The sequence below is a fragment of the Sphingopyxis sp. Soil_C_28 genome (genome assembly GCF_057657055.1).
In genome coordinates, this window is the sequence record NZ_JBDGJE010000001.1 from 468,336 (window position 1) to 491,374 (window position 23,039).

The 23,039-nt window shown below is 63.3% G+C and carries 22 protein-coding genes and 1 tRNA gene; 16 read left to right on the top strand and 7 right to left on the bottom strand.

Annotation, left to right across the window (positions count from 1 at the left end; all coding sequences use genetic code 11):
* Positions 1-104 precede the first annotated feature (104 nt).
* The 5 genes from AC3A43_RS02160 (at position 105) to AC3A43_RS02180 (ending at position 5,740) form a co-directional block, all read left to right on the top strand.
* Positions 105-1,028 (top strand): alpha/beta fold hydrolase, encoded by a 924-nt coding sequence (locus AC3A43_RS02160; protein ID WP_487790900.1) that lies wholly within the window; start codon positions 105-107, stop codon positions 1,026-1,028.
* On the top strand, positions 1,025-2,167 hold the full coding sequence (locus AC3A43_RS02165) for a glycosyltransferase family 4 protein (RefSeq protein ID WP_487790901.1): 1,143 nt from the start codon (positions 1,025-1,027) through the stop codon (positions 2,165-2,167). Before AC3A43_RS02160 ends, AC3A43_RS02165 begins: the two co-directional genes overlap by 4 nt.
* Positions 2,168-2,266: 99 nt before the next feature.
* The gene (locus AC3A43_RS02170; RefSeq protein WP_487790902.1) at positions 2,267-3,670 is read left to right on the top strand and encodes an NAD(P)H-dependent flavin oxidoreductase; all 1,404 of its coding nucleotides are present in this window, start codon (positions 2,267-2,269) and stop codon (positions 3,668-3,670) included.
* A 7-nt stretch (positions 3,671-3,677) separates the two neighbouring features.
* Positions 3,678-4,844: a hypothetical protein gene (locus AC3A43_RS02175; protein ID WP_487790903.1), complete on the top strand. Its 1,167-nt coding sequence runs from the start codon at positions 3,678-3,680 to the stop codon at positions 4,842-4,844.
* Positions 4,841-5,740 carry a hypothetical protein gene (locus AC3A43_RS02180; protein WP_487790904.1) on the top strand — a complete coding sequence of 300 codons (900 nt, stop codon included), beginning with the start codon at positions 4,841-4,843 and terminating at the stop codon, positions 5,738-5,740. Before AC3A43_RS02175 ends, AC3A43_RS02180 begins: the two co-directional genes overlap by 4 nt.
* Positions 5,741-5,750: 10 nt before the next feature.
* Here the strand turns inward: AC3A43_RS02180 and AC3A43_RS02185 are convergent, their stop codons facing one another.
* Positions 5,751-6,749 carry a 2-hydroxyacid dehydrogenase gene (locus tag AC3A43_RS02185; RefSeq protein ID WP_487790905.1) on the bottom strand — a complete coding sequence of 333 codons (999 nt, stop codon included), beginning with the start codon at positions 6,747-6,749 and terminating at the stop codon, positions 5,751-5,753.
* Between the two features lie 137 nt (positions 6,750-6,886).
* Between AC3A43_RS02185 and AC3A43_RS02190 the strand changes: the two genes are divergently transcribed.
* The gene (locus AC3A43_RS02190; RefSeq protein ID WP_487790906.1) at positions 6,887-7,345 is read left to right on the top strand and encodes an SH3 domain-containing protein; all 459 of its coding nucleotides are present in this window, start codon (positions 6,887-6,889) and stop codon (positions 7,343-7,345) included.
* 42 nt (positions 7,346-7,387) lie between these two features.
* On the opposite strand, the gene AC3A43_RS02195 is transcribed toward AC3A43_RS02190, so the two are convergent.
* From AC3A43_RS02195 to AC3A43_RS02205, 3 genes are all read right to left on the bottom strand, one after another.
* Positions 7,388-7,786, bottom strand: a complete 399-nt coding sequence (locus AC3A43_RS02195; protein WP_487790907.1) for a hypothetical protein — start codon at positions 7,784-7,786, stop codon at positions 7,388-7,390.
* 131 nt (positions 7,787-7,917) lie between these two features.
* Complete coding sequence (locus tag AC3A43_RS02200; RefSeq protein WP_487790908.1) at positions 7,918-8,388, bottom strand: DUF1090 family protein; 471 nt, start codon at positions 8,386-8,388, stop codon at positions 7,918-7,920.
* A gap of 189 nt (positions 8,389-8,577) precedes the next feature.
* On the bottom strand, positions 8,578-9,765 hold the full coding sequence (locus tag AC3A43_RS02205; protein ID WP_487790909.1) for an acetyl-CoA C-acyltransferase: 1,188 nt from the start codon (positions 9,763-9,765) through the stop codon (positions 8,578-8,580).
* 162 nt (positions 9,766-9,927) lie between these two features.
* Between AC3A43_RS02205 and AC3A43_RS02210 the strand changes: the two genes are divergently transcribed.
* Both AC3A43_RS02210 and AC3A43_RS02215 read left to right on the top strand, forming a co-directional pair.
* Complete coding sequence (locus AC3A43_RS02210) at positions 9,928-11,382, top strand: coniferyl aldehyde dehydrogenase (RefSeq protein ID WP_487790910.1); 1,455 nt, start codon at positions 9,928-9,930, stop codon at positions 11,380-11,382.
* A gap of 100 nt (positions 11,383-11,482) precedes the next feature.
* A tRNA-Leu gene (locus AC3A43_RS02215) sits at positions 11,483-11,567 on the top strand.
* Positions 11,568-11,626: 59 nt separating this feature from the next.
* On the opposite strand, the gene AC3A43_RS02220 is transcribed toward AC3A43_RS02215, so the two are convergent.
* Positions 11,627-12,832: a serine hydrolase domain-containing protein gene (locus AC3A43_RS02220; protein WP_487790911.1), complete on the bottom strand. Its 1,206-nt coding sequence runs from the start codon at positions 12,830-12,832 to the stop codon at positions 11,627-11,629.
* Positions 12,833-13,138: 306 nt separating this feature from the next.
* Complete coding sequence (copC, locus tag AC3A43_RS02225) at positions 13,139-13,516, bottom strand: copper homeostasis periplasmic binding protein CopC (RefSeq protein ID WP_487790912.1); 378 nt, start codon at positions 13,514-13,516, stop codon at positions 13,139-13,141.
* A gap of 150 nt (positions 13,517-13,666) precedes the next feature.
* Between copC and AC3A43_RS02230 the strand changes: the two genes are divergently transcribed.
* The 8 genes from AC3A43_RS02230 (at position 13,667) to AC3A43_RS02265 (ending at position 22,287) form a co-directional block, all read left to right on the top strand.
* Positions 13,667-13,933, top strand: a complete 267-nt coding sequence (locus AC3A43_RS02230) for a hypothetical protein (RefSeq protein ID WP_487790913.1) — start codon at positions 13,667-13,669, stop codon at positions 13,931-13,933.
* Positions 13,933-14,373 carry a periplasmic heavy metal sensor gene (locus AC3A43_RS02235; protein ID WP_487790914.1) on the top strand — a complete coding sequence of 147 codons (441 nt, stop codon included), beginning with the start codon at positions 13,933-13,935 and terminating at the stop codon, positions 14,371-14,373. Before AC3A43_RS02230 ends, AC3A43_RS02235 begins: the two co-directional genes overlap by 1 nt.
* Positions 14,370-14,936 carry an RNA polymerase sigma factor gene (locus AC3A43_RS02240; protein ID WP_487790915.1) on the top strand — a complete coding sequence of 189 codons (567 nt, stop codon included), beginning with the start codon at positions 14,370-14,372 and terminating at the stop codon, positions 14,934-14,936. The genes AC3A43_RS02235 and AC3A43_RS02240 overlap by 4 nt, the downstream gene beginning before the upstream one ends.
* Positions 14,937-14,994: 58 nt before the next feature.
* Positions 14,995-16,806, top strand: a complete 1,812-nt coding sequence (locus AC3A43_RS02245; RefSeq protein ID WP_487792008.1) for a copper resistance system multicopper oxidase — start codon at positions 14,995-14,997, stop codon at positions 16,804-16,806.
* Positions 16,803-17,855 carry a copper resistance protein B gene (locus tag AC3A43_RS02250; RefSeq protein WP_487790916.1) on the top strand — a complete coding sequence of 351 codons (1,053 nt, stop codon included), beginning with the start codon at positions 16,803-16,805 and terminating at the stop codon, positions 17,853-17,855. The genes AC3A43_RS02245 and AC3A43_RS02250 overlap by 4 nt, the downstream gene beginning before the upstream one ends.
* 280 nt (positions 17,856-18,135) lie before the next feature.
* Entirely contained in the window at positions 18,136-20,838 is a 2,703-nt protein-coding gene (locus tag AC3A43_RS02255; protein ID WP_487790917.1) for a TonB-dependent receptor domain-containing protein, read from the top strand.
* Positions 20,839-20,851: 13 nt separating this feature from the next.
* Positions 20,852-21,556, top strand: a complete 705-nt coding sequence (locus AC3A43_RS02260) for a PepSY domain-containing protein (protein ID WP_487790918.1) — start codon at positions 20,852-20,854, stop codon at positions 21,554-21,556.
* A complete protein-coding gene (locus AC3A43_RS02265) occupies positions 21,553-22,287 on the top strand; it encodes a PepSY domain-containing protein (protein WP_487790919.1) in 735 nt (244 codons plus the stop codon). Before AC3A43_RS02260 ends, AC3A43_RS02265 begins: the two co-directional genes overlap by 4 nt.
* Positions 22,288-22,291: 4 nt before the next feature.
* Here AC3A43_RS02265 and hutC read toward each other — a convergent pair whose 3' ends face one another.
* The gene (hutC, locus tag AC3A43_RS02270; protein WP_487792009.1) at positions 22,292-23,035 is read right to left on the bottom strand and encodes a histidine utilization transcriptional repressor HutC; all 744 of its coding nucleotides are present in this window, start codon (positions 23,033-23,035) and stop codon (positions 22,292-22,294) included.
* Positions 23,036-23,039 lie beyond the last annotated feature (4 nt).

Sequence of the window (23,039 nt, forward strand, 5' to 3'; positions counted from 1 at the left end):
GGTGAAAGGCGGCGACGGCAACCTGTGGTGGGTGCATGCGAGGGATTGCTTGCGCCGCGCGGCAGGGTTGGCGATAGACGCGGACGAGTCCCGCGTGCCGGGACATGCTGATACGCGATACAAGGGGACGTGCCATATTGGCCAAACAGGACAGCCGCCGCGACTGGTCGGACCAATATTGGTGGTCGTCCGACGGCGTTCGGTTGCACGCGCGGGTCTATGCGGGGCCCAAAGGGGACGAAGGCGCGCCGCCGATCCTGTGCATGCCGGGGCTGGCGCGCAACGCCCGCGATTTCGAGATGCTGGCGCCGCATGTCGCGCGACATCGCAAAGTGATCGTGATCGAATTTCGCGGGCGAGGCGAAAGTGCCTTCGCCAAGGATCCCATGACCTATGTCCCGCTCACCTATGTGCAGGATGTCGTCGCGATGCTCGACGAACTGGAGGTCGAACGCTTTGCGGTGATCGGCACCTCGCTCGGCGGACTGGTCGCGATGCTGATGGCGGCGACACTGCCTGGGCGACTGGTCGGCGCGGTTCTGAACGATGTCGGGCCCGAACTCCAGGTGACGGGATTGGAGCGGATCCGCGACTATATCGGCGCCGGCGGCAGCCAGCCGACGTGGATGCATGCCGCGCGCGCCTTGGCGGAGCTCAACAGGGCGGTTTATCCGGGCTATGAAATCCATGACTGGCTGCGGCTGACCAAGCGAACCCACCGGCTGACCGCCGAGGGACGGATCGTGGCCGATTACGACAAACAGATCGCGGCGCCCTTGCGCGCGCCGACGAGCGAGACGGCAGTCGACCTCTGGCCGGCGTACCGCGCGCTCGGAGACATTCCGCTGCTGGTCCTACGCGGCGAGTTGTCGGATATATTGGCGCGATCCGCGGGCGAGAAGATGGTCGCCGAACTGCCGCGGGCGCGACTGGTCGAGGTTCCGGGGGTCGGGCATGCACCGACGATGGACGAGCCCGAAGCACGAGCCGCGATCGATGCCTGGGCGGTGGAATTACCCGCCGCGTGACCGGCAATCGTTCCGTCCGCCTGTTGCACCTCCATTCGAGCTTTTCGCTGGGCGGAAAGGAAGCGCGCGCGGTGCGGCTGATGAATCTGATGGGATCGCGCGCGCGCCACGTCATTCTGTCGGCGGTGCCCGATGCGATGGGCGCGCGCGATTCGATCGACCCTGGCATCGATGTTGAATTTCCGGCCGATGCGCCACCGCTGCATGGCAAGCCCGGACCGGCGCGCTACCGCGATCTCGCGCGTTACATGCAGCAGTTCGACCTTGTCCTCAGCTATAATTGGGGATCGATGGACGGGGTGATGGCACATCGCATTTTTGCGCCGTTCCGTCACCTCCCGCCACTGATCCACCATGAGGATGGATTTAACGAGGACGAGAGCGTCAAGCGCAACTGGAAGCGCAACGGCTTTCGCAGGCTGGCGTTGCCGACCGCCGAGGCGCTGATCGTGCCTTCGGCGCTGCTCGAGCGGATCGCGGCCGACGAGTGGAGCGCCGTGCGCCGCACGGTGGTGATCCGCAACGGGATCGACACCGAAGCTTATGAAGCGAGGCCATCGGCCGCGCTTCCGGGACTGGATCGGCGCGAGGGCGACGTGGTGATCGGCACCGTCGCAGGTCTGCGCAAGGTGAAGGATTTGCCGCGCCTCGTCCGCGCGGTCGCCACGTTGCCCGCCAATGTCCGGCTGGTCATCGTCGGCGAGGGCCCCGAACGCGCAGCCATTGCGGCCGAAGCGGCGGCGTGCGGGATGGGCGAGCGGCTGGTGATGCCGGGCTTTATGTCGGAACCCGCGCGCTGGATCGGTCATTTCGATATGCTGGCGCTGTCGTCGCAAAGCGAGCAGGCGCCAATAGCGGTAATTGAGGCGATGGCGGCGGCATTGCCCGTCGTCAGCCCCAATGTCGGCGACGTGTCGTCGATGGTGTCGGACGAAAACCGCCGTTTCATCGCGACCGACGAGGCGGCCTTTCGCGGCGCTCTGGCGGAACTAGCCATGAACGCCGAACTGCGTGTGCAAACGGGCGCGGCCAACCGGTGCGTCGCCGCCGAACGCTTCGCCGAATCTACCATGGTCGCAGCCTATGAAAATCTCTATGGTCGCGCCCTTCGGGGACGCCGCCTTTTCTCCGGGGATTAGGCGGCGCGACCATTGACTTTCATGGCCGTGTTCCGCTTACGGAAACGGCAAAGGGGGCTGGTCAGCGGGACGCGACCGGTGGAGAGAAAGAGATTTAGAATGTTCAAAGGTTTGAAGCCCATCCTTTACGGCGGACGCGAAGTCTGGCCGTTGGTCGAGGGTGGCAAGGGCGTGTCGGCGACGAACCATATGTCGAGCGGCGCCTGGGCGGCTGCCGGCGGCATCGGCACCGTGTCGGCCGTCAACGCCGACAGCTATGACGCCGAGGGCAAGATCGTCCCGCAAATCTACAGCGCGCTGACCCGGCGTGAACGCCACGAAGAGCTGATCCAATATGGCATCGAAGGCGCGGTGGCGCAGGTCGAACGCGCGTATGAGGTGTCGGGCGGCAAGGGCGCAATCAATATCAATGTGCTCTGGGAAATGGGCGGCGCGCAGCAGATTCTCGAAGGTGTGCTCGCGCGCACCAAGGGGATGGTCGCTGGGGTCACCTGTGGCGCGGGGATGCCGTACAAGCTGAGCGAAATCGCCGAGCGGCACAATGTCATGTATTTGCCGATCATCAGTTCGGCGCGTGCGTTTCGCGCGTTGTGGAAGCGCGCTTATCACAAGGTGCCGCATCTTTTGGGCGCGGTGGTTTACGAAGATCCCTGGCTCGCCGGAGGCCACAACGGCCTGTCGAACGCTGAAGATCCGCTGGTCCCGCAGGATCCCTATCCGCGCGTCGCCGCGGTGCGCGAAATGATGCGCGCCGAGGGGATCGCCGACAGCGTGCCGATCGTGATGGCCGGCGGCGTCTGGTATCTGCGCGACTGGGAGAACTGGATCGACAATCCCGAACTCGGCCAGATCGTTTTCCAGTACGGGACGCGGCCGCTGTTGACCGAGGAAAGCCCGATCCCGCAGGCGTGGAAAGATCGCCTTCGCACGCTCGACGATGGCGATGTGCTTTTGCACCGCTTCTCGCCGACGGGCTTTTACTCCAGCGCGGTGCGCACGCCGTTCCTGCGCGATCTCGAAGCACGCTCGGAGCGGCAGATTCCCTATTCTAAGCAGGAAGCCGGCGATCATATCGTCCAGCTCGATGTCGGGGTGAAAGGCAAGAATTTCTGGGTCACCCCGCATGACCGCGCCCGCGCGCGCGATTGGGCGGCCGAAGGCTATACCGAGGCGCTGAAAACCCCCGACAACACCGTCGTCTTCGTCACCGAAGGCGACAAGGCGGTGATCCGCAAGGATCAGACCGATTGCATGGGCTGCCTGTCGCATTGCGGCTTTTCGTCGTGGAAAGACCATGACGACTACACCACCGGCTACCTCGCCGATCCACGTAGCTTCTGTATTCAGAAGACGCTGCAGGACATCGCGCACGGCGGCGATCCCGAGCAAAATCTGATGTTTGCGGGGCATGCCGCATTTAATTTCAAGACCGATCCCTTTTATTCGAACAACTTCACCCCGACGGTGAAGGAACTTGTCGACCGGATTTTGACGGGGGATTGATCGCCAGATGCCCGGCGAACTGCCGGCCTATACCGACGCGCATATCAAGGCAGCTTTGCTCGCTGCCGGCGCGTCGGGTACGATCTATTCGCTGGTGATGCCCGAATCCGAAGCCGTGCTCGCTGCGATCGTCGATGGCGGAGAAAAGCCGCCGACTGCCTTATCGTCGGTCGAGGCGGTCGTCGCGGAACAGGAAATCCGGCGCCGCCGCTATTTCGGCATGTATCGCGAGCCATGGTCCCAAAAGCAGGACGACATGCATGTCTCCTATTTCGACAAATGGGTCGAATGGGCACGGCCGGTCGTAGACTTTCCGGCCGATCTTTTCCCTTTCCGCTATCCGACCGCAGGCGCAAGCGAGGGGATATTCAAGATCATGGCCGAATATCTGGCGGCCTGTGTGGATCGCGGCATCGATCCCTCGATCCATATTTTCGATGGCGAATATGAAGGATTTCCGGCCTACGCTGCTTCGCTGGGTATAGCGGTCGTGCGTCACCAGCGACAGAATTGGCGTGAGGCGCCCTCTGCGATGCCCGACGGCGCTATGTTCTGGATCAGCCAGCCGTCGGCGATCGACGGCATGGTCTGGGACAATTTTCCGGCCTTTATCGACCAGATGGCGAAACAGCGGCCGGGCGTGCCGGTCATTCCCGATCTGACCTATGTCGGAAGTGTCGCGCGCAGCTTTGCCATCGATCTCCACGCGCCCAACATCCCGGCGTTCGTGTTCAGCCACAGCAAACCCTTTGGCGGCTATTATCATCGCGTTGGCGGCGTATTCTCGCGCAGCGAAATGCCGTCGCTTTTCGGCAATAAATGGTTCAAAAATCTCCAGTCGCTCGCCTGGGCGACCGAAATGATGAAGCGGCATGGGGTGTTCGACCTGCCGCGACAATATCGCGCGGTGCAGGAAGAGGCGTCGCGACGCATCGGCAAGGCGCTCGATGTTCCCGGACTGGCACCCGCCGATGTGATGCTGCTGGGGATCGCGCCGGCTGACGCGGGGCAGAGCGACCTTGTAAAAAATGTCTTCCGCGGAAGCGGGGATGAGCGCGTGGTGCGGCTGTGCCTGACGCCGGCTATGACATGCCTGATCGACCCGGCGATGGCGCCGTTCAGTGCGCCATCTTTGCTCGATCTATGGGCGAATGAAGGGGGTGCCCGCGCGTGAAGACCGACACGATCCGCCTGTTGATCCGGCCCGACGATATTCACGACTATGTGAAGGGGCTGTGGTCGGACGGGCCGATCCGCCGGTCGCACGAAAGCGGCGGCGCGGTCTTTCGGCTCATCGAGCGCTTTGCCCGCGTCCCGCGCATTTTCTATGAGGCCTCGGACGAAAAGGTCGAATGGACACATTTCTCGGCATGGTGGGGCGGCATTTTGCTGTGCGACTATGCCAATCCGGCGATCCGCGACCTGCGCTATCTGCATGAAATCTATCACGCCGCGAACATGCCCCATATCGCAGGCATCAATCTCGCGACACTCGAGGCGAAGAATTTCCGGAACGAGCGCGAGGCCAGCACCTATACCGAGATGGCGGTCTATCTCGAATTTCCCGAATTGCGCCCCTTGACCTTCGATCATCCGATCTTTGTCGACCGCTTCCTGTTTCCGGACGGTAATTATAGCAATCCCGACCCGGCGATGCTGGCGCGGTGGAAACGCGAACCCGATCAGCTGTTCCAGGAACTGCTCTATGCGCGGATCAAGGTCGTGCTGGCGGCGGCGGATGAAATCGACCCCGAAGATCCGCAGATCGTCTGGCTGCGTCGCTATGGCGAGCAGGGCGAAAACTGGCTGAAAGTGTGGAGCAAACGCTATCAGCTTGTCGAAGATGCGATGCTGACGCTGAAACGCGATACCGCGGCCGGCGACCGCGAGGGTGCGGCTGCGCGCCATATCGACTGGCTGCTATCGGATGCGATTGCCGAACAGAGCGGTATCCCGTTCGCCCGGGAAGCCATCGCTTTCCGCACCAAGTTCGATGAGTTGATCGCCGCCTATGACGATGCGATGGAAAAAGCCGACCAGACTGCGGTGAAAAACAAGCCCCTCGACTGACAAGTCGCGCTCAGGCCCAGCCCTCCAGCACCTGATCGGGCGGCCTGTGCCCATCGCACCAGGCACGGATATTGGCGATGACTTTTTCGCCCGACGCTTCGCGGCCCTCGATCGTTGCCGAGCCGAGGTGCGGCAGCAGCACGACATTGTCGAGCGCCAGCAGCGCAGGGTCGACCGCGGGCTCGTGCGTATAGACGTCGAGTCCGGCGCCCGCGATGCGGCCCGTCTGAAGCGCGGCAACGAGCGCCTTTTCATCGACGATCTCGCCCCGCGCGGTGTTGATGAGATAGGCCGTGGGTTTCATCGCGCCGATCCGCGCGGCATTGACCATTTCGTGTGTCTCGCTGGTGTGCGGGCAGTGGAGCGTGACGATGTCGCTGATCCGCAGCAGTGTATCGACGCTGGCATGGTAGCTCGCGCCCAATTCCTCCTCGATCGCTTCGGGAAGGCGCCGGCGGTTGTGATAGTGGATCGACAGGCCAAAGGCGCGCGCTCGGCGCGCCACCGCCAGCCCGATGCGCCCCATGCCGATGATGCCGAGCAATTTGCCGCCGACGCGGTGGCCGAGCATTGCGCTGGGCGCCCAGCCGGCCCACAAGCCCGAGCGCATCAGCTTCTCGCCCTCGGCCAGCCGGCGCGGGACGCTGAGGATCAGGGCCATCGTCATGTCGGCGGTGTCTTCGGTAAAGACGCCGGGGGTGTTCGATACCATGATGCCCTTCGCACGGGCGGCCGAAAGGTCGATATGGTCGACGCCCGCGCCGAAATTGGCGATCAGTTTCAGCCGGTCGCCCGCCGCCGCCAGGATATCGGCGTCGATATGGTCGGTCACGGTCGGGACGAACACGTCGCAGTCGGCGACCGCGGCCTTCAATTGCTCGATCGAAAAGGCCTCGTCGCGCGCCGACAGCGACACGTCGAACAATTCGGCCATGCGCGCTTCGACATGCGGCATCAGCTGGCGGGTGACGATGACGCGCGGGCGTTTCGGGCGGGATGAATCGGGCATGGCCGCCGATAGAGCGCGCCGCGCCGCGGTGGTCAAGTGCGCGAATGTCGAAAGAACCGGGAAAAGACTGGGGATGAACGCAGCCTTTTGCGCGGCGAGCGGTTGAATTGCGGACACGAGTTTGACAAGGCAGAGAGATGACCAGCCGCCAGATATTACTATCCGCCGCGTTGATGGCCGTCGTGGGACCGGCCGCAGCGCAATCCGACGTCGAACTGCCCTATTGGGCGTCGATCAACGTCGATGAAGCGCGGATGCGCAAGGGACCGTCGCCCGATGTCCCGGTGATATGGGAATATCGGCGCAAGGATCTGCCGGTAAAGGTCGTCGCGCGCTTTGAAACCTGGCGCAAGATCGAGGATCCTGACGGGACGCAAGGCTGGATGGCGGCGCGGTTATTGAGCCGCACGCGCACCGCGATCGTCACCGGCGAAATCCGGCCGATGCGCGAAGATGCCAGCACGTCAGCGGGAATCGCCTATCGCGCCGAGCCCGGCGTCGTCGGGCGGATAACCGATTGCAAGGACGGTTGGTGCCTGTTCGATGTGAAGGGACGCAAAGGCTGGATCCAGGCCGACCATATCTGGGGCGACTAAGGTCGCCCCGACTATCGGCCGCTCCCAAGTCCCGTCGCTGGATCAGCTCTTCTTTGGCGTAACGGTCACCGCGGTTCCGTCGGGCGCCGTGGCGGTGAAGCTGCCATCGGCCGCGACAGGCGACAGCGCCCAGCATGCCTCGGCTTCGTCGCCGTCGGGATCGAAACAATCCTTGCCGTCCTTGTGCGCGAACTTTCCCTTTTTGACGGTCTTTCCTGTCGGGTCGATATCGACATAGGTGCCGTCGGCGTTGATCGTCGTCGAAGCCGTCGTGCCGTCGGCCATCTTGACGTCATAGCTGCCAGGCGCCGTCCCAGCGTTGGCAGCCGGAGCGAGCGCTGCCGTTTCGGCGGGCGCAGCGGCGGTGTCTTTTGACTCTTCGGTTTTTTGCGAACAGGCCGACAGCGCGGTGAGCGCGGCAAGCAGAACCAGTTTTTTCATCTCGATGTCTCCCCCACAAGAATTCGCGCAGGCTATGCCTTTCGCGGGCGCGCAGCAACGACAATCGCCGCCGCAAAAAAGGGCCGATGGTTGCCCATCGACCCTCTTTGAATCCAAGCGATATTTATCGCTTAGCGGCGCCAGTTGAAGTGGTTGCGATAGATCTTCACGACGCGTCCGTTACGCTCGTTGACGAGCAGCAGGTCGTTGTAATGACGCACGTAGGTCAGGTTGCGACCGGCGCGTGGCACGCCCCAACGGCTGTCCCAAGTCGGACGATAGCTGGGCGCGTAATAGTTCGAGCGCAGCGTCGAACCGACGCGGAACGACTGATATTTGAACGGCGCGCGATAATTCTGGTATCGCGTGTCGCGGCGCCAATCGCGCTTGTCTTCACGCAGTTCCTGACGCGCATCGCGCACGTCACGGCGTTCTTCGCGAACGTCGCTGCGATCGCCGTAACGCTGGGCCTGACGCAATTCGCGCTGCTCTTCGCGCACATTCTGGCGGCTGTCGCGCACTTCGCCGCGCGTCTGGGCCGCGGCAACGCCGGGAACCATCAAAGCTGCGATCAGGCCGACGGTGAGAAATTTGGTCTTCATTGGTTGATCCTTTCAATCCGTCAGGGGGAGGGGACTGCCCGATGACTGAAACAAGGATTAGTCGAGTCGAATTGAACGGCGCCGGAATGCGCCGTTTATTTTCAGGACATTAGTGTCGCAGTTTGTCGCACATAACGACGAAGCGGCGCCGTCTTGCGACGGCGCCGTGCAACCTTCCGAATTTTCGTGTCAGACGAGTTCGATCGCCACCGCGGTCGCTTCGCCGCCGCCGATGCACAGGCTCGCAATACCGCGCGTCTTGCCGTGGCGCTGGAGCGCGGCGATCAGCGTCGTGATGATGCGCGTACCGCTGGCACCGATCGGGTGGCCAAGCGCGGTGGCGCCGCCATGGACGTTGATCTTTTCGTGCGGGATGCCAAGGTCGTGCATCGCGAACATCGCGACGCAGGCAAAGGCTTCATTGACTTCGAACAGGTCGACGTCGCCGATCGACCAGCCGGTCTTGGCAAGCAGCTTGTTGATCGCGCCGACGGGGGCGACGGTGAAATCCTTCGGCTCCTGCGCGTGCGCGGCGTGCGCTACCAGGCGGGCGACAGGCTTCGCGCCCTTGGCATCAGCGACCGACTGGCGGGTTAAAACCACGGCAGCGGCGCCGTCCGAAATCGACGAGCTGGTCGCGGCGGTGATCGTGCCGTCCTTGGCAAAGGCGGGCTTCAGCGTCGGGATCTTGTCGGGCATCGCCTTGCCGGGCGCTTCGTCGGTGTCGACGATGACGTCGCCCTTGCGGCCCGAAATGGTCACGGGCGCGATTTCATTGGCAAAGGCGCCGTCGCTGATGGCGCTCTTGGCGCGGCTCAGCGATTCGAGCGTATAATCGTCCTGTGCCTGACGGCTCAGCTGATAGGCATCGGCGGTATCCTGGGCAAAAGTGCCCATCGCGCGGCCTGCCTCATAGGCGTCTTCCAGTCCGTCGAGGAACATATGGTCATACGCGGTGTCATGACCGATGCGCGCGCCGCCGCGATGCTTCTTTAGCAGGTACGGCGCGTTGGTCATCGATTCCATGCCGCCGGCGACGATCAGGTCGACGCTGCCCGCGGCGAGCGCTTCGGCGCCCATGATCACGGTCTGCATGCCCGAACCGCACACCTTGTTGACGGTCGTGGCCTGCACCGATTTGGGCAGGCCCGCCTTGATCGCGGCCTGACGCGCCGGCGCCTGGCCGAGCCCGGCGGGGAGCACGCAGCCCATATAGATGCGCTCGATATCGTCGCCCGACACACCCGCGCGCTCGACCGCTGCCTTGACCGCAGTCGCGCCGAGATCGGTCGCGCTCGCGTCCGACAGGCTGCCCTGCATGCTGCCCATGGGGGTGCGGGCATAGGAGAGGAAGACGACGGGATCGGTGGCGGTCATATCGAGAGACTCCGTAGGGGAAAGATACGTCGGCGGGTCGCTTAGCGCCTTTGCTGCACTTGCGAAAGGGGCAGGGGCTAGATGGGCAGCCGGTTTCATCTTGCAACCCGACGCGTGGCGTGATCAAACGGCGCCCGCACAGATAAATGGGGGAGATGGGTCATGGCCACCGCAATCAAGCAAGATATTGCCGGCGAAACGGCGCGCATGCACGCGGTGCTCGCGGCGCAAAAGGCGAGCTTCACCGCTGCCATGCCCGAAAGCCTTGGCGTTCGCGGCGACCGCATCGACCGCGCGATTGCCCTGCTCGTCGATAATGCCGAGGATTTCGCCAAGGCGGTGAGCGAGGATTTCGGCCATCGCAGCCGCGAACAGACGCTGATGACCGATATCATGCCGTCGGTCAGCGCGCTGAAGCACGCGAAGAAGCATATGGCGAGCTGGTCAAAGGGCGAAAAGCGCAAACCGACCTTTCCGCTCGGGCTGCTCGGTGCAAAGGCCGAGGTCGTCTTTCAGCCCAAGGGCGTCGTCGGCGTCGTCGCACCGTGGAATTTTCCGGTCGGGATGGTTTTCGTGCCGATGGCGGGCATCCTTGCGGCGGGCAACCGTGCGATGATCAAGCCGAGCGAGTTCACTGAAAATGTATCGGCATTGATGGCGCGGCTGGTCCCGAAATATTTCGACGAAAGCGAAATGGCGGTGTTCACCGGCGATGCCGATGTTGGCGTCGCGTTCTCGAAACTTGCCTTCGACCATATGATTTTCACCGGGGCGACGAGCGTGGGCAGGCATATCATGCGCGCCGCCGCGGATAATCTCGTACCCGTGACGCTTGAGCTTGGCGGCAAGTCGCCAACCCTTATCGGTCGCAGCGCGAACAAGGATCTCGTCGGCCAGCGCGTCGCGCTCGGCAAGATGATGAATGCCGGGCAGATCTGCCTTGCGCCCGACTATCTGCTCGTCGCGGAGGATCAGGAAGGCGCGGTGATCGACAGCGTGACGAAAGGCGCGACCGCGCTCTATCCGACCCTGCTCGCCAATGATGATTACACGTCGGTGGTGAACACGCGCAATTATGACCGGCTGCAGTCCTATCTCGCCGACGCGCGCGAAAAAGGCGCTGAGGTGATCGAGGTCAATCCGGGCGGCGAGGATTTCGCGAGCTCGAACGGCCACAAGATGCCGCTCCACATCGTCCGCAACCCGACCGACGATATGAAAGTCATGCAGGAAGAGATTTTCGGCCCGATCCTGCCGGTAAAGACCTACAAGACGATCGACGACGCGATCGACTATGTGAACGCCAACGACCGCCCGCTTGGCCTCTATTATTTCGGGCACGACAAGAGCGAGGAGGACCGCGTGCTGACGCGGACGATCTCGGGCGGCGTCACGGTCAACGACGTCTTGTTCCACAATGCTATGGAGGATCTGCCGTTCGGCGGCGTCGGGCCTTCGGGCATGGGCAATTATCACGGCGTCGATGGTTTCCGTACCTTCAGCCACGCGCGCGCCGTCTATCGCCAGCCCAAGCTCGACGTCGCGGGACTCGCGGGCTTCAAGCCGCCCTATGGCAAGGCGACCGCGAAGACGCTGGCGAAAGAGCTCAAGAAATAGCTTGGCAAAAGAGGGCGTCCCGGCTTATCGGGGCGGCCTTCCTGATCGTGGCTGGCCACGATACAGAGAAGTCTTCGCACCTGGCTTCGTCAGGTGCGGGGCCCCTGTGGTGAAATTGGTAGACGCGCCGCACTCAAAATGCGGTTCCGCAAGGAGTGCTGGTTCGAGTCCGGCCAGGGGCACCAACAATATGTTGAGGACGATCGCCTCGTCGATCATCCTCTCGATCCGGCAGCATCGCTGATCAGATCAGGGACTTTAACCGGTCGATCCCGGTAGCCTGCCGAACGATCCGGGCCGCGAGCGCATTGCCGTTCGCGGCGTTGGTGAAGACGACGATCGCCCGCCCGTTCCGCGCATCGCCGACACCCAGCGTCTTGAATATCCCGTAATTGCTGCCGCTGTGCTGGAACAGCGGGCCCACCGAGGATTCTTCGAGTTCCCAGCCCAGCCCTCGCGAAATGTCGCGCCCGCGCACGTCGAGCAGGGGGGTGAGCATCGCCTGTCGGGCGGTGCCACTGATCTCCCAGTCCGCCCGTGCCGGCCGGTCCATCATGAGCACCATGAACTTCGCATAGTCGGATGCTGTCATCAGGAGCCCTCCCGCCGAATTGACGAGCAGGTCGTGTGTCGACGGCGGCGTCTCGGGATCCGCCTCGCGCATTGCCGCGACGGAATCTTCATAGGTCCAGAACGCGATCGGCTTGCGCCACTTCGATGCGACCCGAAGCAGCCGGTCGCCCAACTCGCGCGTGGGCTGGGGAGGAAGTTTCTGCTCGCCCTCCGGAGGTTCGGAATGGCCGAAGACTACCGACTTTGCGATCTCCTCGTCCCAGCCGAAGCTGCTGTGCGACATTCCGGCCGGGTCGAACAGCTTTGCCCGCATCACATTGTCGAGGCCCATTCCCATGATGGTCTCGACGACCAGCTGCAGCCAGATGAAGGCTTCGCCGGAATAGGTGTAGATCGATCCCGGCGCGCTACTCGTGACCAGCGGCTCGGAAGCCCAGTTGGGCAAGCCGGTCGAATGCCCCAGCACATGCCGCGCCGTGATGCGCTCGAGATTCGGATCATTACCCAAATTCGCCGGTCGGCGATACGAGACGAGCGGCTTGTCGAGATCGAGGCGCTTCTCATCGACTAGCCGCATCACGACATAGGCGAAGACCGGCTTGGTCATCGATGCGGCTTCGAACAATGTATCCTCCCGCACCGGGTCGCGGGTGAGGATGTTTTTTACGCCGAAGCTCCGGCTCCAGGCGAGCTGCCCGCGGTCCACGACCGCGATGGCGGCGCCAGGCACCCCTGCGATCCGCATGACGCGCGGAAGTTCCCGAACCAGTTCCTCGGACGGGACCCACGTGGCCTTGCCGTCTGCGCATTGGTCTCGCGTACCGGCGCGGGCGGACACTGGGCCGCCGGCGATCAGCGCTGCGGATCCGGCCAGCAAAGCCCGCCGCCCGGGCATCGGTCCGGAGCTCATCCTCGTTCGCCGCTCAGCCGGCTCATCGCGAGAGCCGCCCGGGTCGTCTGTCGCTCAATGCTCCGCTTCCGCTCATGCTCGACGGCCTGTGCTACGCGCCTTTGCCGGGTGGGCAAAGATTGGAAACGCTCTGCTTGCTAGCCAAAACAATCACCCCTGCAAAGGGTCTTCCAGGATGAGACGGCTGGCGGCGAGGAGCACCGACGAGGATTGTTAAATGGCTGGCGGAACGGACAGCGCGCGGGCGTTCGCGCGCGCTGTCCGGCAACGATCCTATTTCACGGTAAAGCGAAATTCGCCTGTCATTCGGTGCGCATCGGTGCCTGCCGCCGACCATTTTACGCTGTAGGTGCCCGGAACCAGCGCCCGCTTGAGTGCCAGGGTCATCGACTTGCCGTCCTTGCCGATCGCCGATGTGAAAGGGATCTTCATCGGCGGATGGTCGGCCATGCCGGGCATGCCAGTCATCACCAGCTCGGTCTTCACCGTCGAGGCAGCGAGCTTTTCATTGAATTTCAGCTGTATTGAGGTCGCTTTTGCGACGACGGCATTGGCCGTGGGCGTCGACCCGACAAGCTTTACGTGCGCGAACGCCGAGGTGGGCGCGAGCATCAGCGCGGCGGCAAGGATGGGGAGAAGCGGCTTGTGCATAAAAAAACTCCAACTGAATGTCCGTCCTGCTAATACGCATGGTAATGGGTGCGCCCTCGGAAAAACGGTCTCCCCGACCTCAGGCGGCCGTTGAGGGGTAAGTGGCCGGGGCGCGTATCATATTTTTGAAAGGACCGGCGAGACAGGCCAATGGACGATGAACTTCGGATTTTGAACGCGGCAGCCATGCCGGCGGAACTCGACACGCTCGACGCACGCGTCCTGAACGCGCTTGCAACGCGGCAGCGCGAGGGCGTCGCGATGCGCCGTACCATCGCGCTCGCGGCGCTGGTGTCGCTCGGCGGCGGGGTTGTCGCCGGCAGTGCCTTTGCTCCGGCTGCGGTGGCCGCAAGTCCGCTTACGCCGCTTGTCCCCGCAAACCCGCTGGCGCCGTCCACGCTATTGGATTCACGCTGATGACGCCGCTGCGCCGCATTCTGATCGTCGGTCTTATCGCCTTTTTTGCGGCGGTGGCGGGGGTGTTCGTCGGACGGATGCTTGTCGATACGCCGCGGGCGAACGAAACCGAATTGCACGCGCTCCTTCATAGCGAGGCCAAGCTGTCGGCGGTTCAGGAACGGAAGCTTCACCTGATCGAAGCGCGGTTCTCGGCACGCCGCGAGGCGCTGGAACTGGAGATGCGCGCCGCGAATATCCGGCTGGCGCAGGCGATCGAGGCCGAGCATGGCTATGGCCCCCGCGTCACCAAAGCGATCGACGAGACCCATGAAGTGATGGGCGAGTTGCAGAAGGAGACGCTGCAGCATCTGTTCGCGATGCGCGCCGTGCTCGACCGCGATCAGGCCGCGATGTTCGACAAAACCGTGGTCAAGGCACTGACCGCCGATGCAAGGTGAGCCTAGACCTATCGCAATGTAGCGACCGCGAGCTCGCCGCGCTCGCCGGCACCGGACGGGACGAGATTTATCGCGAACTCCTCGCGCGTTACAAGGCGCCGGTCTTCCGCCTCATCCGCCACCATGTTGGCGATGCAGACGAAGCGATGGATCTGTCGCAGGAAACTTTCGTCGCCGCATTCGCTGCAATCGAACGGTATGACGGCGAGAGGTCGTTCCGGATCTGGATCTCGCGCATTGCGCTCAACAAATGTCGCGACTGGGCGCGGCGGCGGGCGGTGCGGTCCTTTTTCACGCGCGCCTTGCCGCTTGAAAACGCGTTCGATGTGGCGATCGACGGTCCGGCGCCCGACGTCGAAGCCAGCGACCGCGCGGAACTGGCCCGCGTGCGAAAGGCGATGTCCGGATTGCCCCACAATTTGCGCGAGGTGCTGGTGCTGCGCGGCGTCGAGGAACTCAGCCAGTCGGAAACGGCGGACCTTCTGAAGGTCAGCGAAAAGACCGTGGAAACCCGCCTTTATCGGGCCCGCACCAAGTTGCGGGCGATACTCGACGAAAAATGAGGTGAGGGGCGGGGTTCCGCTTCGCGTATGGACCTAGAGAGAAACAATAGCAGCCGGGATTTTTATGCAGATTGACAGGCGTGGGTTCGTGAATGGGGCGTTGGGCGGCGGGGCACTGGCGGCGCTGGCTTCATGGTATCCCGCCTGGGCGCAGCCGGTCTCGGCCGGCATCGTCTCGACGCTTCCGACGGTATCGGGGAACGACATTCGACTTCGCATTGCGCGGCAGACGATGCGCGTCGACGGCAAGGTCAGCCGTGCGATCGGGATCAACGGCACCATCCCGGGCCCGCTCGTGCGGTTGAGGGAAGGGCAGACGGCGCGGCTCACCGTCATCAACGATCTCGACGAGGACAGCTCGATCCATTGGCACGGGCTGATCCTCCCCTTCCAGATGGACGGTGTTCCAGGTGTCAGCTTTCCGGGGATCAAGCCGCGTTCGACCTTCGTCTATGAATTCCCTGTCCAGCAGTCGGGCACTTACTGGTATCACAGCCATTCGGGACTGCAGGAACAGCTCGGTCATTATGGTCCGATCGTCATCGATCCGGCGGGCACCGATCCCATCGGGTACGACCGCGAGCATGTCGTGGTTCTGTCGGATCACAGCCAGCTGTCGCCCGAGGCTATCTTTCGCAAGCTCAAGGTCAATCCCGGACATTTCAACATGCAACGCCAGACGCTTTCGGGTCTGCTTGGCGGCAAGGATCAGCCGCTGAACGAGCGCGTCGAATGGGGCGCCATGCGCATGGACCCGACCGATGTCGCCGACGTCAATGGCTCGACATACCAGTTTCTCGTCAACGGGTACGGGCCGCGCGACAATTGGACCGCGCTGTTCGCGCCGGGCGAGCGGGTCCGGCTGCGGATCGTCAACGCGTCCGCCATGTCGATCTTCAACGTCCGCATTCCGGGCCTTCGCCTCACGGTGGTGCAGGCCGACGGGCTGAACGTCGTGCCGACCGAGATCGACGAATTCCAGATCGGCGTCGCCGAAACCTATGACGTCATCGTCACGCCGGTCGAAGACCGCGCCTATAGTTTCGTGGCCGAGGTCAACGACCGGTCGGGGATGGCGCGGGCGACGCTGGCGCCGCGTGCGGGAATGACCGCCGAGGTGCCGCCCCTGCGCAAGCGTCCGCTCGCCACGATGAAAGACATGGGTATGGGTGCGATGGCCGACGGCGCGGTCGGCGGCGATGCATCGTGCACGGCCGAGCATGCCGCGATGGGGCATTGCACGCCCCCCGGCGCTGCCGCCGTCGGCGGTGCGCCGGATCATGCCGCAATGGGCCACGGTGCGGGCGGCATGGACCACAGCATGCGCGACTTCGACGTCGCGCCGCAGGTCAAACGCGACCCGAGCGTCCAGTCGATCTCGCCGATGCCCGTCGACCGGATGGGCGAGCCGGGACAGGGGCTGGAGGATGTCGGGCACAAGGTGCTCACCTATCGCGATCTGGTTGCGCTGGAACGAAATCCGGATGTCCGCGCGCCCGAACGCTCGCTCGACATCCACCTGACGGGTAATATGGAACGCTTCATGTGGTCGTTCGACGGCGTGAAGATGTCCGATCACCACGAACCCATTCCCTTCATCGAGGGCGAGCGGGTGCGCGTGAACCTGATCAATGATTCCATGATGAGCCACCCCATCCACCTGCACGGACATTTCTTCGAACTGGTAACGGGCAAGGGCGACCGCGCCCCGCGCAAGCACACTGTGATCGTGCAACCCGGCGGGATCGCGACTTTCGACTTCACCGCCGACGCGCTCGGCGACTGGGCGTTTCATTGCCATCTTCTGTATCATATGCACGCCGGGATGATGCGCGTCGTCAGCGTCCGTCCGCGCGGAGAAGCAGCATGATCCGCGCCTCGATTCTGCTCGCCGGTCTCTCCACGGTCACCGTTGCCACTCCGGCGCTTGGGCAGTCGCATCATGGCGCGCATCAGGCCGCTCCGCCCGTCGTTCCGCCGACGGTGGATCCCGATTGCGCCCCGGAACATGCGGCGATGGGTCATTGTACGCCGAAATCCGACAAGCCTGCGCCGCCGCCGGTCGCCGATTCCGATTGTCTGCCCGAACATGCGGCGATGGGGCACTGCATGCCCAAATCCGGGGCCAGCGCACAGCCGTCCGCAAGCCCGTCTGCTATGACGGGAACCGACCTGCCGGCGGGGGACGCGCCGGCTCCCGCGCCGCCCGGCGACTGGTATGCAGACCGCTATTTTTCAAAGGCGGATATGGAGCATTCGCGCCATGCGATGATGATCGAGAATGGCGGACAGAAGACCGCGTTCATCGCCATCAACCTGGCCGAATATCAGGCGCGCGAAGGGCATGATGGATTCCGGTGGGAAGGCGAAGGCTGGTACGGCGGCGACATCAACCGGCTTACGGTCAAAAGCGAAGGCGAAGCGGTCTTCGGCGAGGGCGTCGAAAGCGCGGAACTGCAATTTCTCTATAGCCGCGCCATCGGACCCTATTTCAACGCGCAGGTCGGGATCCGGCAGGATCTGGGTCAGGGGCCCGACCGTACCTATGCCGCGATCGGCTTCGAGGGGCTGGCGCCCTATTGGTTCGAGACCGAGGGCGCGCTATTCCTTTCGGACAAGGGCGATCTGCTCGGCCGGATCGAAGGCTCGTACGACCAGCGCATCACCCAGAAACTGATCCTCCAGCCGATGGCCGAGGTCAATTTCGCGCAGCAGGATATCCCCGAAAACGGGATCGGATCGGGCCTGTCCGACGTCGAGCTCGGCCTTCGGTTGCGCTACGAGATCGTCAGGGAATTCGCGCCCTACATCGGCGTCGAATGGGCGCGCAAGATTGGCGACACGGCCCGCTTTGCGCGCGCCGACGGCGAGGATGCGGACAGCTTCAGCCTGGTCGCCGGGGTGAAGGCCTGGTTCTAACCTCGCGGCGCAGGGCGCGCCAGTCCAGCGAACCCCGCGTCGTCGATCCGCCCAACGGTCGAATGAACATGTGCCGTGGTGCGGGGTCTCGCGCGGCTTTGTAATTTTATTACGCAGATATGGGGCTGAGGGCGGTTTGTGATGGCCCGCCGATGCAGGGGAGCAAGAAAATGCGCGCGGCGTGAGGGGTGGGGTTGCGCCGCACGTATATGCAGAGTGCCTGTATATACAATCGCTGCTGTCTGCGGTGACGCATGCAGCCAAAATAGGGGGTTTCGCCATGACGATCAGAACAATGTTGCTAGCCGGCGCCGCAGCCGTCGCTTGCCTCGCCACGCCGGCTTTTGCGCAGGATGAACCCGCGCCGGACACTGGGGCCGAGAGTGCGGGGAACGGTAATGATATCGTCGTGACGGGATCGCGCATCCGACGCACCGACCTTGCCGGCGTCGGTCCCGCGACGGTCGTGTCGGCCGAGCAGATCGAAAATACCGGGGTCGTGAATATCGAGACGGTGTTGCAGCGGCTCCCCGCCAACGCGGGCTTTGCCGGAAACCAGACCTCGGCCTATTGGACGGGCAACGGCTATGGCACGGCGCAGGTCAATCTGCGCGGGCTTGGCATCAAACGCACGCTTGTGCTGCTCAACGGCCGTCGTCTTGTCGCTGGCGGCACCGGCGCGAACTCGTCGCCCGACCTCAACATGATCCCGGTCGTCGCGCTCGCGCGCACCGATGTGCTGAAGGACGGGGCATCGGCGATCTATGGCGCCGATGCGATGGCGGGCGTTGTCAATCTCGTCACCCGGAGCGACTATGAAGGTCTCGGGCTCAGCGTGCGGCAGGGCCTGACCGAAAAGGGCGACGGGTCCGATTTCACCGCCGACCTGATCTGGGGAATCCGGAACGACCGCGGCGGCTTCATGGCCGCGGTGACGTACCAGAAGACCAAAGCGGTCAATATGGCAACCCGCGCGCCGTGCTCGCTTGCCGAAACCACCCCCGGCTCGCTCGGCTGCGTCAACAGCGCGTCGACGATCGGCGGCCGTGCGGTGCTGCCGAACGGTCAGCAGATCAACTTCAACCAGGTTCTGGGCGGTAACGGCAACTTCTTCGAGCCTTACAGCGCCGGCAAGCATAATTTCAATTCGGCGCCGTTCCTCAATGCCGTCAGCCCGGTCGAGCGCATCAGCGCGGCGTTCTTCGCCGACTATGATTTGACCGATAGCATCGAGGCTTTCGGCGAGTTCCTTTATACCTTCCGCAAATCGAACCAGATCGCGACCCCGGGAACGCTGCGCAACCTGTCGATCGCGGCGGGCAACCCGACCAACCCGACCGGCCAGAATATCGTTCTTGTCCAGCGGCGCCTTGCCGAGCCCGGCGCCCGCCAGTTCTTCCAGGAGACGAATACCTGGCAGGGCACATTCGGCCTGCGCGGCAAACTGTCGAACGATTGGGGATGGGAAGTCGCCGGCGCTTTCGGACGCAACACCGCGGTCGACGGTTCGACCAACGTGGCCAATCTCGAGCGTGTCCGCAACTCGCTCGATACGACGAAGTGCAGCCTAGCTGCAGGCGCCGCGATCCCCTGCGGTGACTATCTCGGGTTCGGTGACCTGACGCCGCAGGTTCTTGACTATATCCTCTTCACCTCGCGCGATCGCGGCGGAAACCAGCTGGCGACGGTCACCGCCGACCTCAACGGCGATCTGTTCAAGCTGCCCGCCGGGCCGGTCTCCTTCGCGGCGGGTGTCGTGTATCGCAAGGAAAAGGGCTGGCGCGATCCCGATCCGCTGACTGTGCTGGGCATCGCCAACACCAACCAGCAGAGCCCGATTTCGGGGACCAGCACCGCGAAGGAAGCCTATCTCGAGCTTTCGGTGCCGATCCTCGCCGATACGCCGTTTTTCCAGGCGCTGACCGCAGGCGGTGCGGTGCGCTATTCGAACTACGACCTGTTCGGCAGCGACTGGAATTACAAGGCCAGTATCGACTGGGTCATCAACGATAGTGTCCGCTTGCGCGGAACCTATGGCACCGGATTCCGCATCCCGAACGTCCCCGAGCTGTTCGGCGGGGTGTCCGAAGGCAATCTCACGACGACCGACCCGTGTTCGCGCTATTCGACGAGCGGCAATGCGACGCTGATCGCCAATTGTCAGGCGTCGCGCGTTCCGGCGAATTACGTCCAGCTGGGCACGACGATCCTGACCACCGTTGGCGGCAACGAGAATCTCCAGCCGGAAAGCTCGACCAGCTGGACGGTCGGGACGGTGATTTCGCCGCGCGGGCTCGTTCCGGGGCTTTCGCTGACCGCCGATTGGTTCGACATCAAGATCAAGGACGCGATCCGGGCCATTCCGGGCTCGACCAAGCTCGCGATCTGTTATGCGAGCCCCAATCTGGCGCATCCGTTTTGCGACGATTTCACGCGCAGCACACTGACCGGCGAGGTCACGTTCCTGTCCGCGCAGCCGATAAACACCGGCCGCGAGGAAATGAACGGCCTCGACCTTGGCCTTGTCTATAATAACGACATTGGCGGCGTGAACATCTCGTTCGACGTCAACCTGACCTACCTCAACAAATATGTCGTTTATCCGTTTCCGGGCGGCGCGCCGATCGACTTCGACGGCTTCATCGGCGGCGGCAATGGCGGTTATCCCAAGTGGCGCGGCTATGGTGTGCTGACCGCCGAAAAGGATGGTGTCAGCGCGACCTGGTCGACCCAGTGGATCGGCAAGGCGACCGACTTCAACGCCGATCCCGGCGAAATAGGCTACAGCACGCCGAACGTCTTTTACCACAATCTCCAGGTCGCTTACGAGATCGACGAGAAGACGCGGTTCCAGCTTGGTGTCGACAATTTGTTCGATCGCAAGGCGCCGTATATCCAGAGCTTTACCGATGCCAACACCGACACGATGACGTACGACTTGCTCGGTCGGCGCTTCTATGTCGGTTTCCGCACCGCGTTCTAAGGGGAGGGGCGACATGGCGATCCGCTGGCCGCTGCTTGTTCGGCGAACGCACAAATGGCTGGCCCTGGTGGTCGGCGTCCAGGCACTGCTCTGGACGCTGACCGGCTTCTATATGGTCGTCGTCCATATCGACACGATCCACGGCGACCATCTGGTGCGCGCGCCGTCGGCCGAAGCCTTCGACCTGAGCGGGCTTGCCCCGCCGTCGCGGATCGTCGCGGCGGCGCCCGGGGTGTCCGAACTGCGGCTGCATCGCTTTTTCGGGTCGCCGGTCTGGCGCGCCGAAACGCCGGAGGGGCCAAGATTATATGATGCCCGCTCGGGCGCGCCGCTGCCTGCGCTCACCGAGTCCCAGGTCCGGGCGCAGGCGCGGCGCATCTATACCGGCGATGGCAAGATTGTGTCGGTGCGGCTGCTTACCAAGGCGCCGCAGGAAATGCAGTCGCGCAAGCCGCCCTATTGGCAGGTCGAGTTCGAAGGCTGGAACCGTCCGACGCTGTATCTGTCGCCGCAGACGGGCGAACTGATCTCGCGCCGCCACGCCCTGTGGCGCGTCTTCGACTTCGCGTGGATGCTTCATATCATGGATTATGACGAGCGGACCGACGTCAACAACCCGCTGCTCCGCGTCGCGACCTGGAGCGCCTTTGCCATGGCACTGACGGGCGCGTGGCTGCTGATCTGGTCATTCCAGCGCCGCAAGAGGAAGAAAGCATGAAACGTATCCGCCTGACGCCGCTATTCTTCCGGCGTATCCATAAATGGGTCGGGCTGATCCTTGGTCTCCAGTTTCTTCTCTGGGCGCTGAGCGGTTCGGTGATGGCGCTTCTCGATAAGGATAAGGTCGGTGGTCACGGCGGCGGCATGTCGCATGCGCATCCCTTGCCGGCAGGGGAATATTTCGACGTCGCCGCCCTGCCGCGCGGCGAGCCCGTCACCGGGGTGATCATGCGCGATCTCGGCACCCGGCCGGTGTATGAACTTCACACCGCTAAGGGCACCCGCCTGATCGACGCGACGAGCGGTGAAGATGTTCGCGTTGATGGACCGCTCGCCCGCGAGATCGCGGCGATGATGAACGACGCACCGATCCGACAGGTGAGCGTGCTGGCAAAACCGAACCTCGAGGCGCGCGATCATGAAGGCGCGATGTGGCGGGTCGATTTTGCCGATGCCGAGAACAGCAGCGCCTATGTCTCGCTCGACACCGCACGTTTCCTCGTCATGCGCGGCGATACTTGGCGGACGTGGGACTTTTTCTGGATGCTTCACAATATGGACTATCTGAACCGGAAGAGCTTCAATCACCCGCTCATCATCTTCGTCGCATTTGGGACATTGTGGCTTTCGGGGACCGGATTCTATCTGTTGTTCAAAAGCTTCAGCCGCGCCGATTTCCGTTGGCTGCGCCGTCGGCGCAAGCCCGTCGTGACGCGAAACGCGGCCTGACGCGTCAGTCGTCGATCGAAAAGGCGGCCGACAACTCGAACCGGCTGCCGGGGTGCGTGAGCGATGCGTGCGAGACGAGGCGCGCGCGGCTCCATGTGCGCCGCGTCATTCGCAGCACCGGTTCGCCGGGGGCCAATCCGAGCATATGGTGTGTTCGTTCGTCGGGGATGACCGCGCACACACGGTGCTCGACGCGTTCGAGAGGAGCGATACGCGTCAGATACTCGTTCGGGGTCATCTGCGTGAAGTCGATCTTGCCATAATCCGGCGCTGCGGACGCGAGCACGAAACGATCCTCAAGCTGGATCGGGAATTCGGCTTCATGATGCACGATGACCGAATGGAATATCCGTGTCCCCGGCAGCACCTCTAGCAGCGCCGCCGTTTCTGTACTGGCGCGTTCTTCGCGGTTCTGGATGACGCGGGCACGATAGTCATGTCCCCGCTCGCGAATTTCGTCCGCGATATTCCGGATCTCGATCATCTGGCCGATCGGCCGGGGTTCGGCGATGAACGAACCGACGCCGGCGCGGCGAACGACAATCCCCGACGCCTGCAATTCGCGCAGCGCGCGGTTCGCCGTCATCCGCGATACATTGAATTGTTCGACCAGTTCGGCTTCGGACGGAACGCGGTCACCCGGCTTCAGACGGCCTTCGCGCACGGCGTCCGATATGCTCAGCTTGATCGCAATGTAGCGCGGAGAAGGGCGGTCATCGGTTGGCCGGGTAGGCGATTCAGGATCCATCACC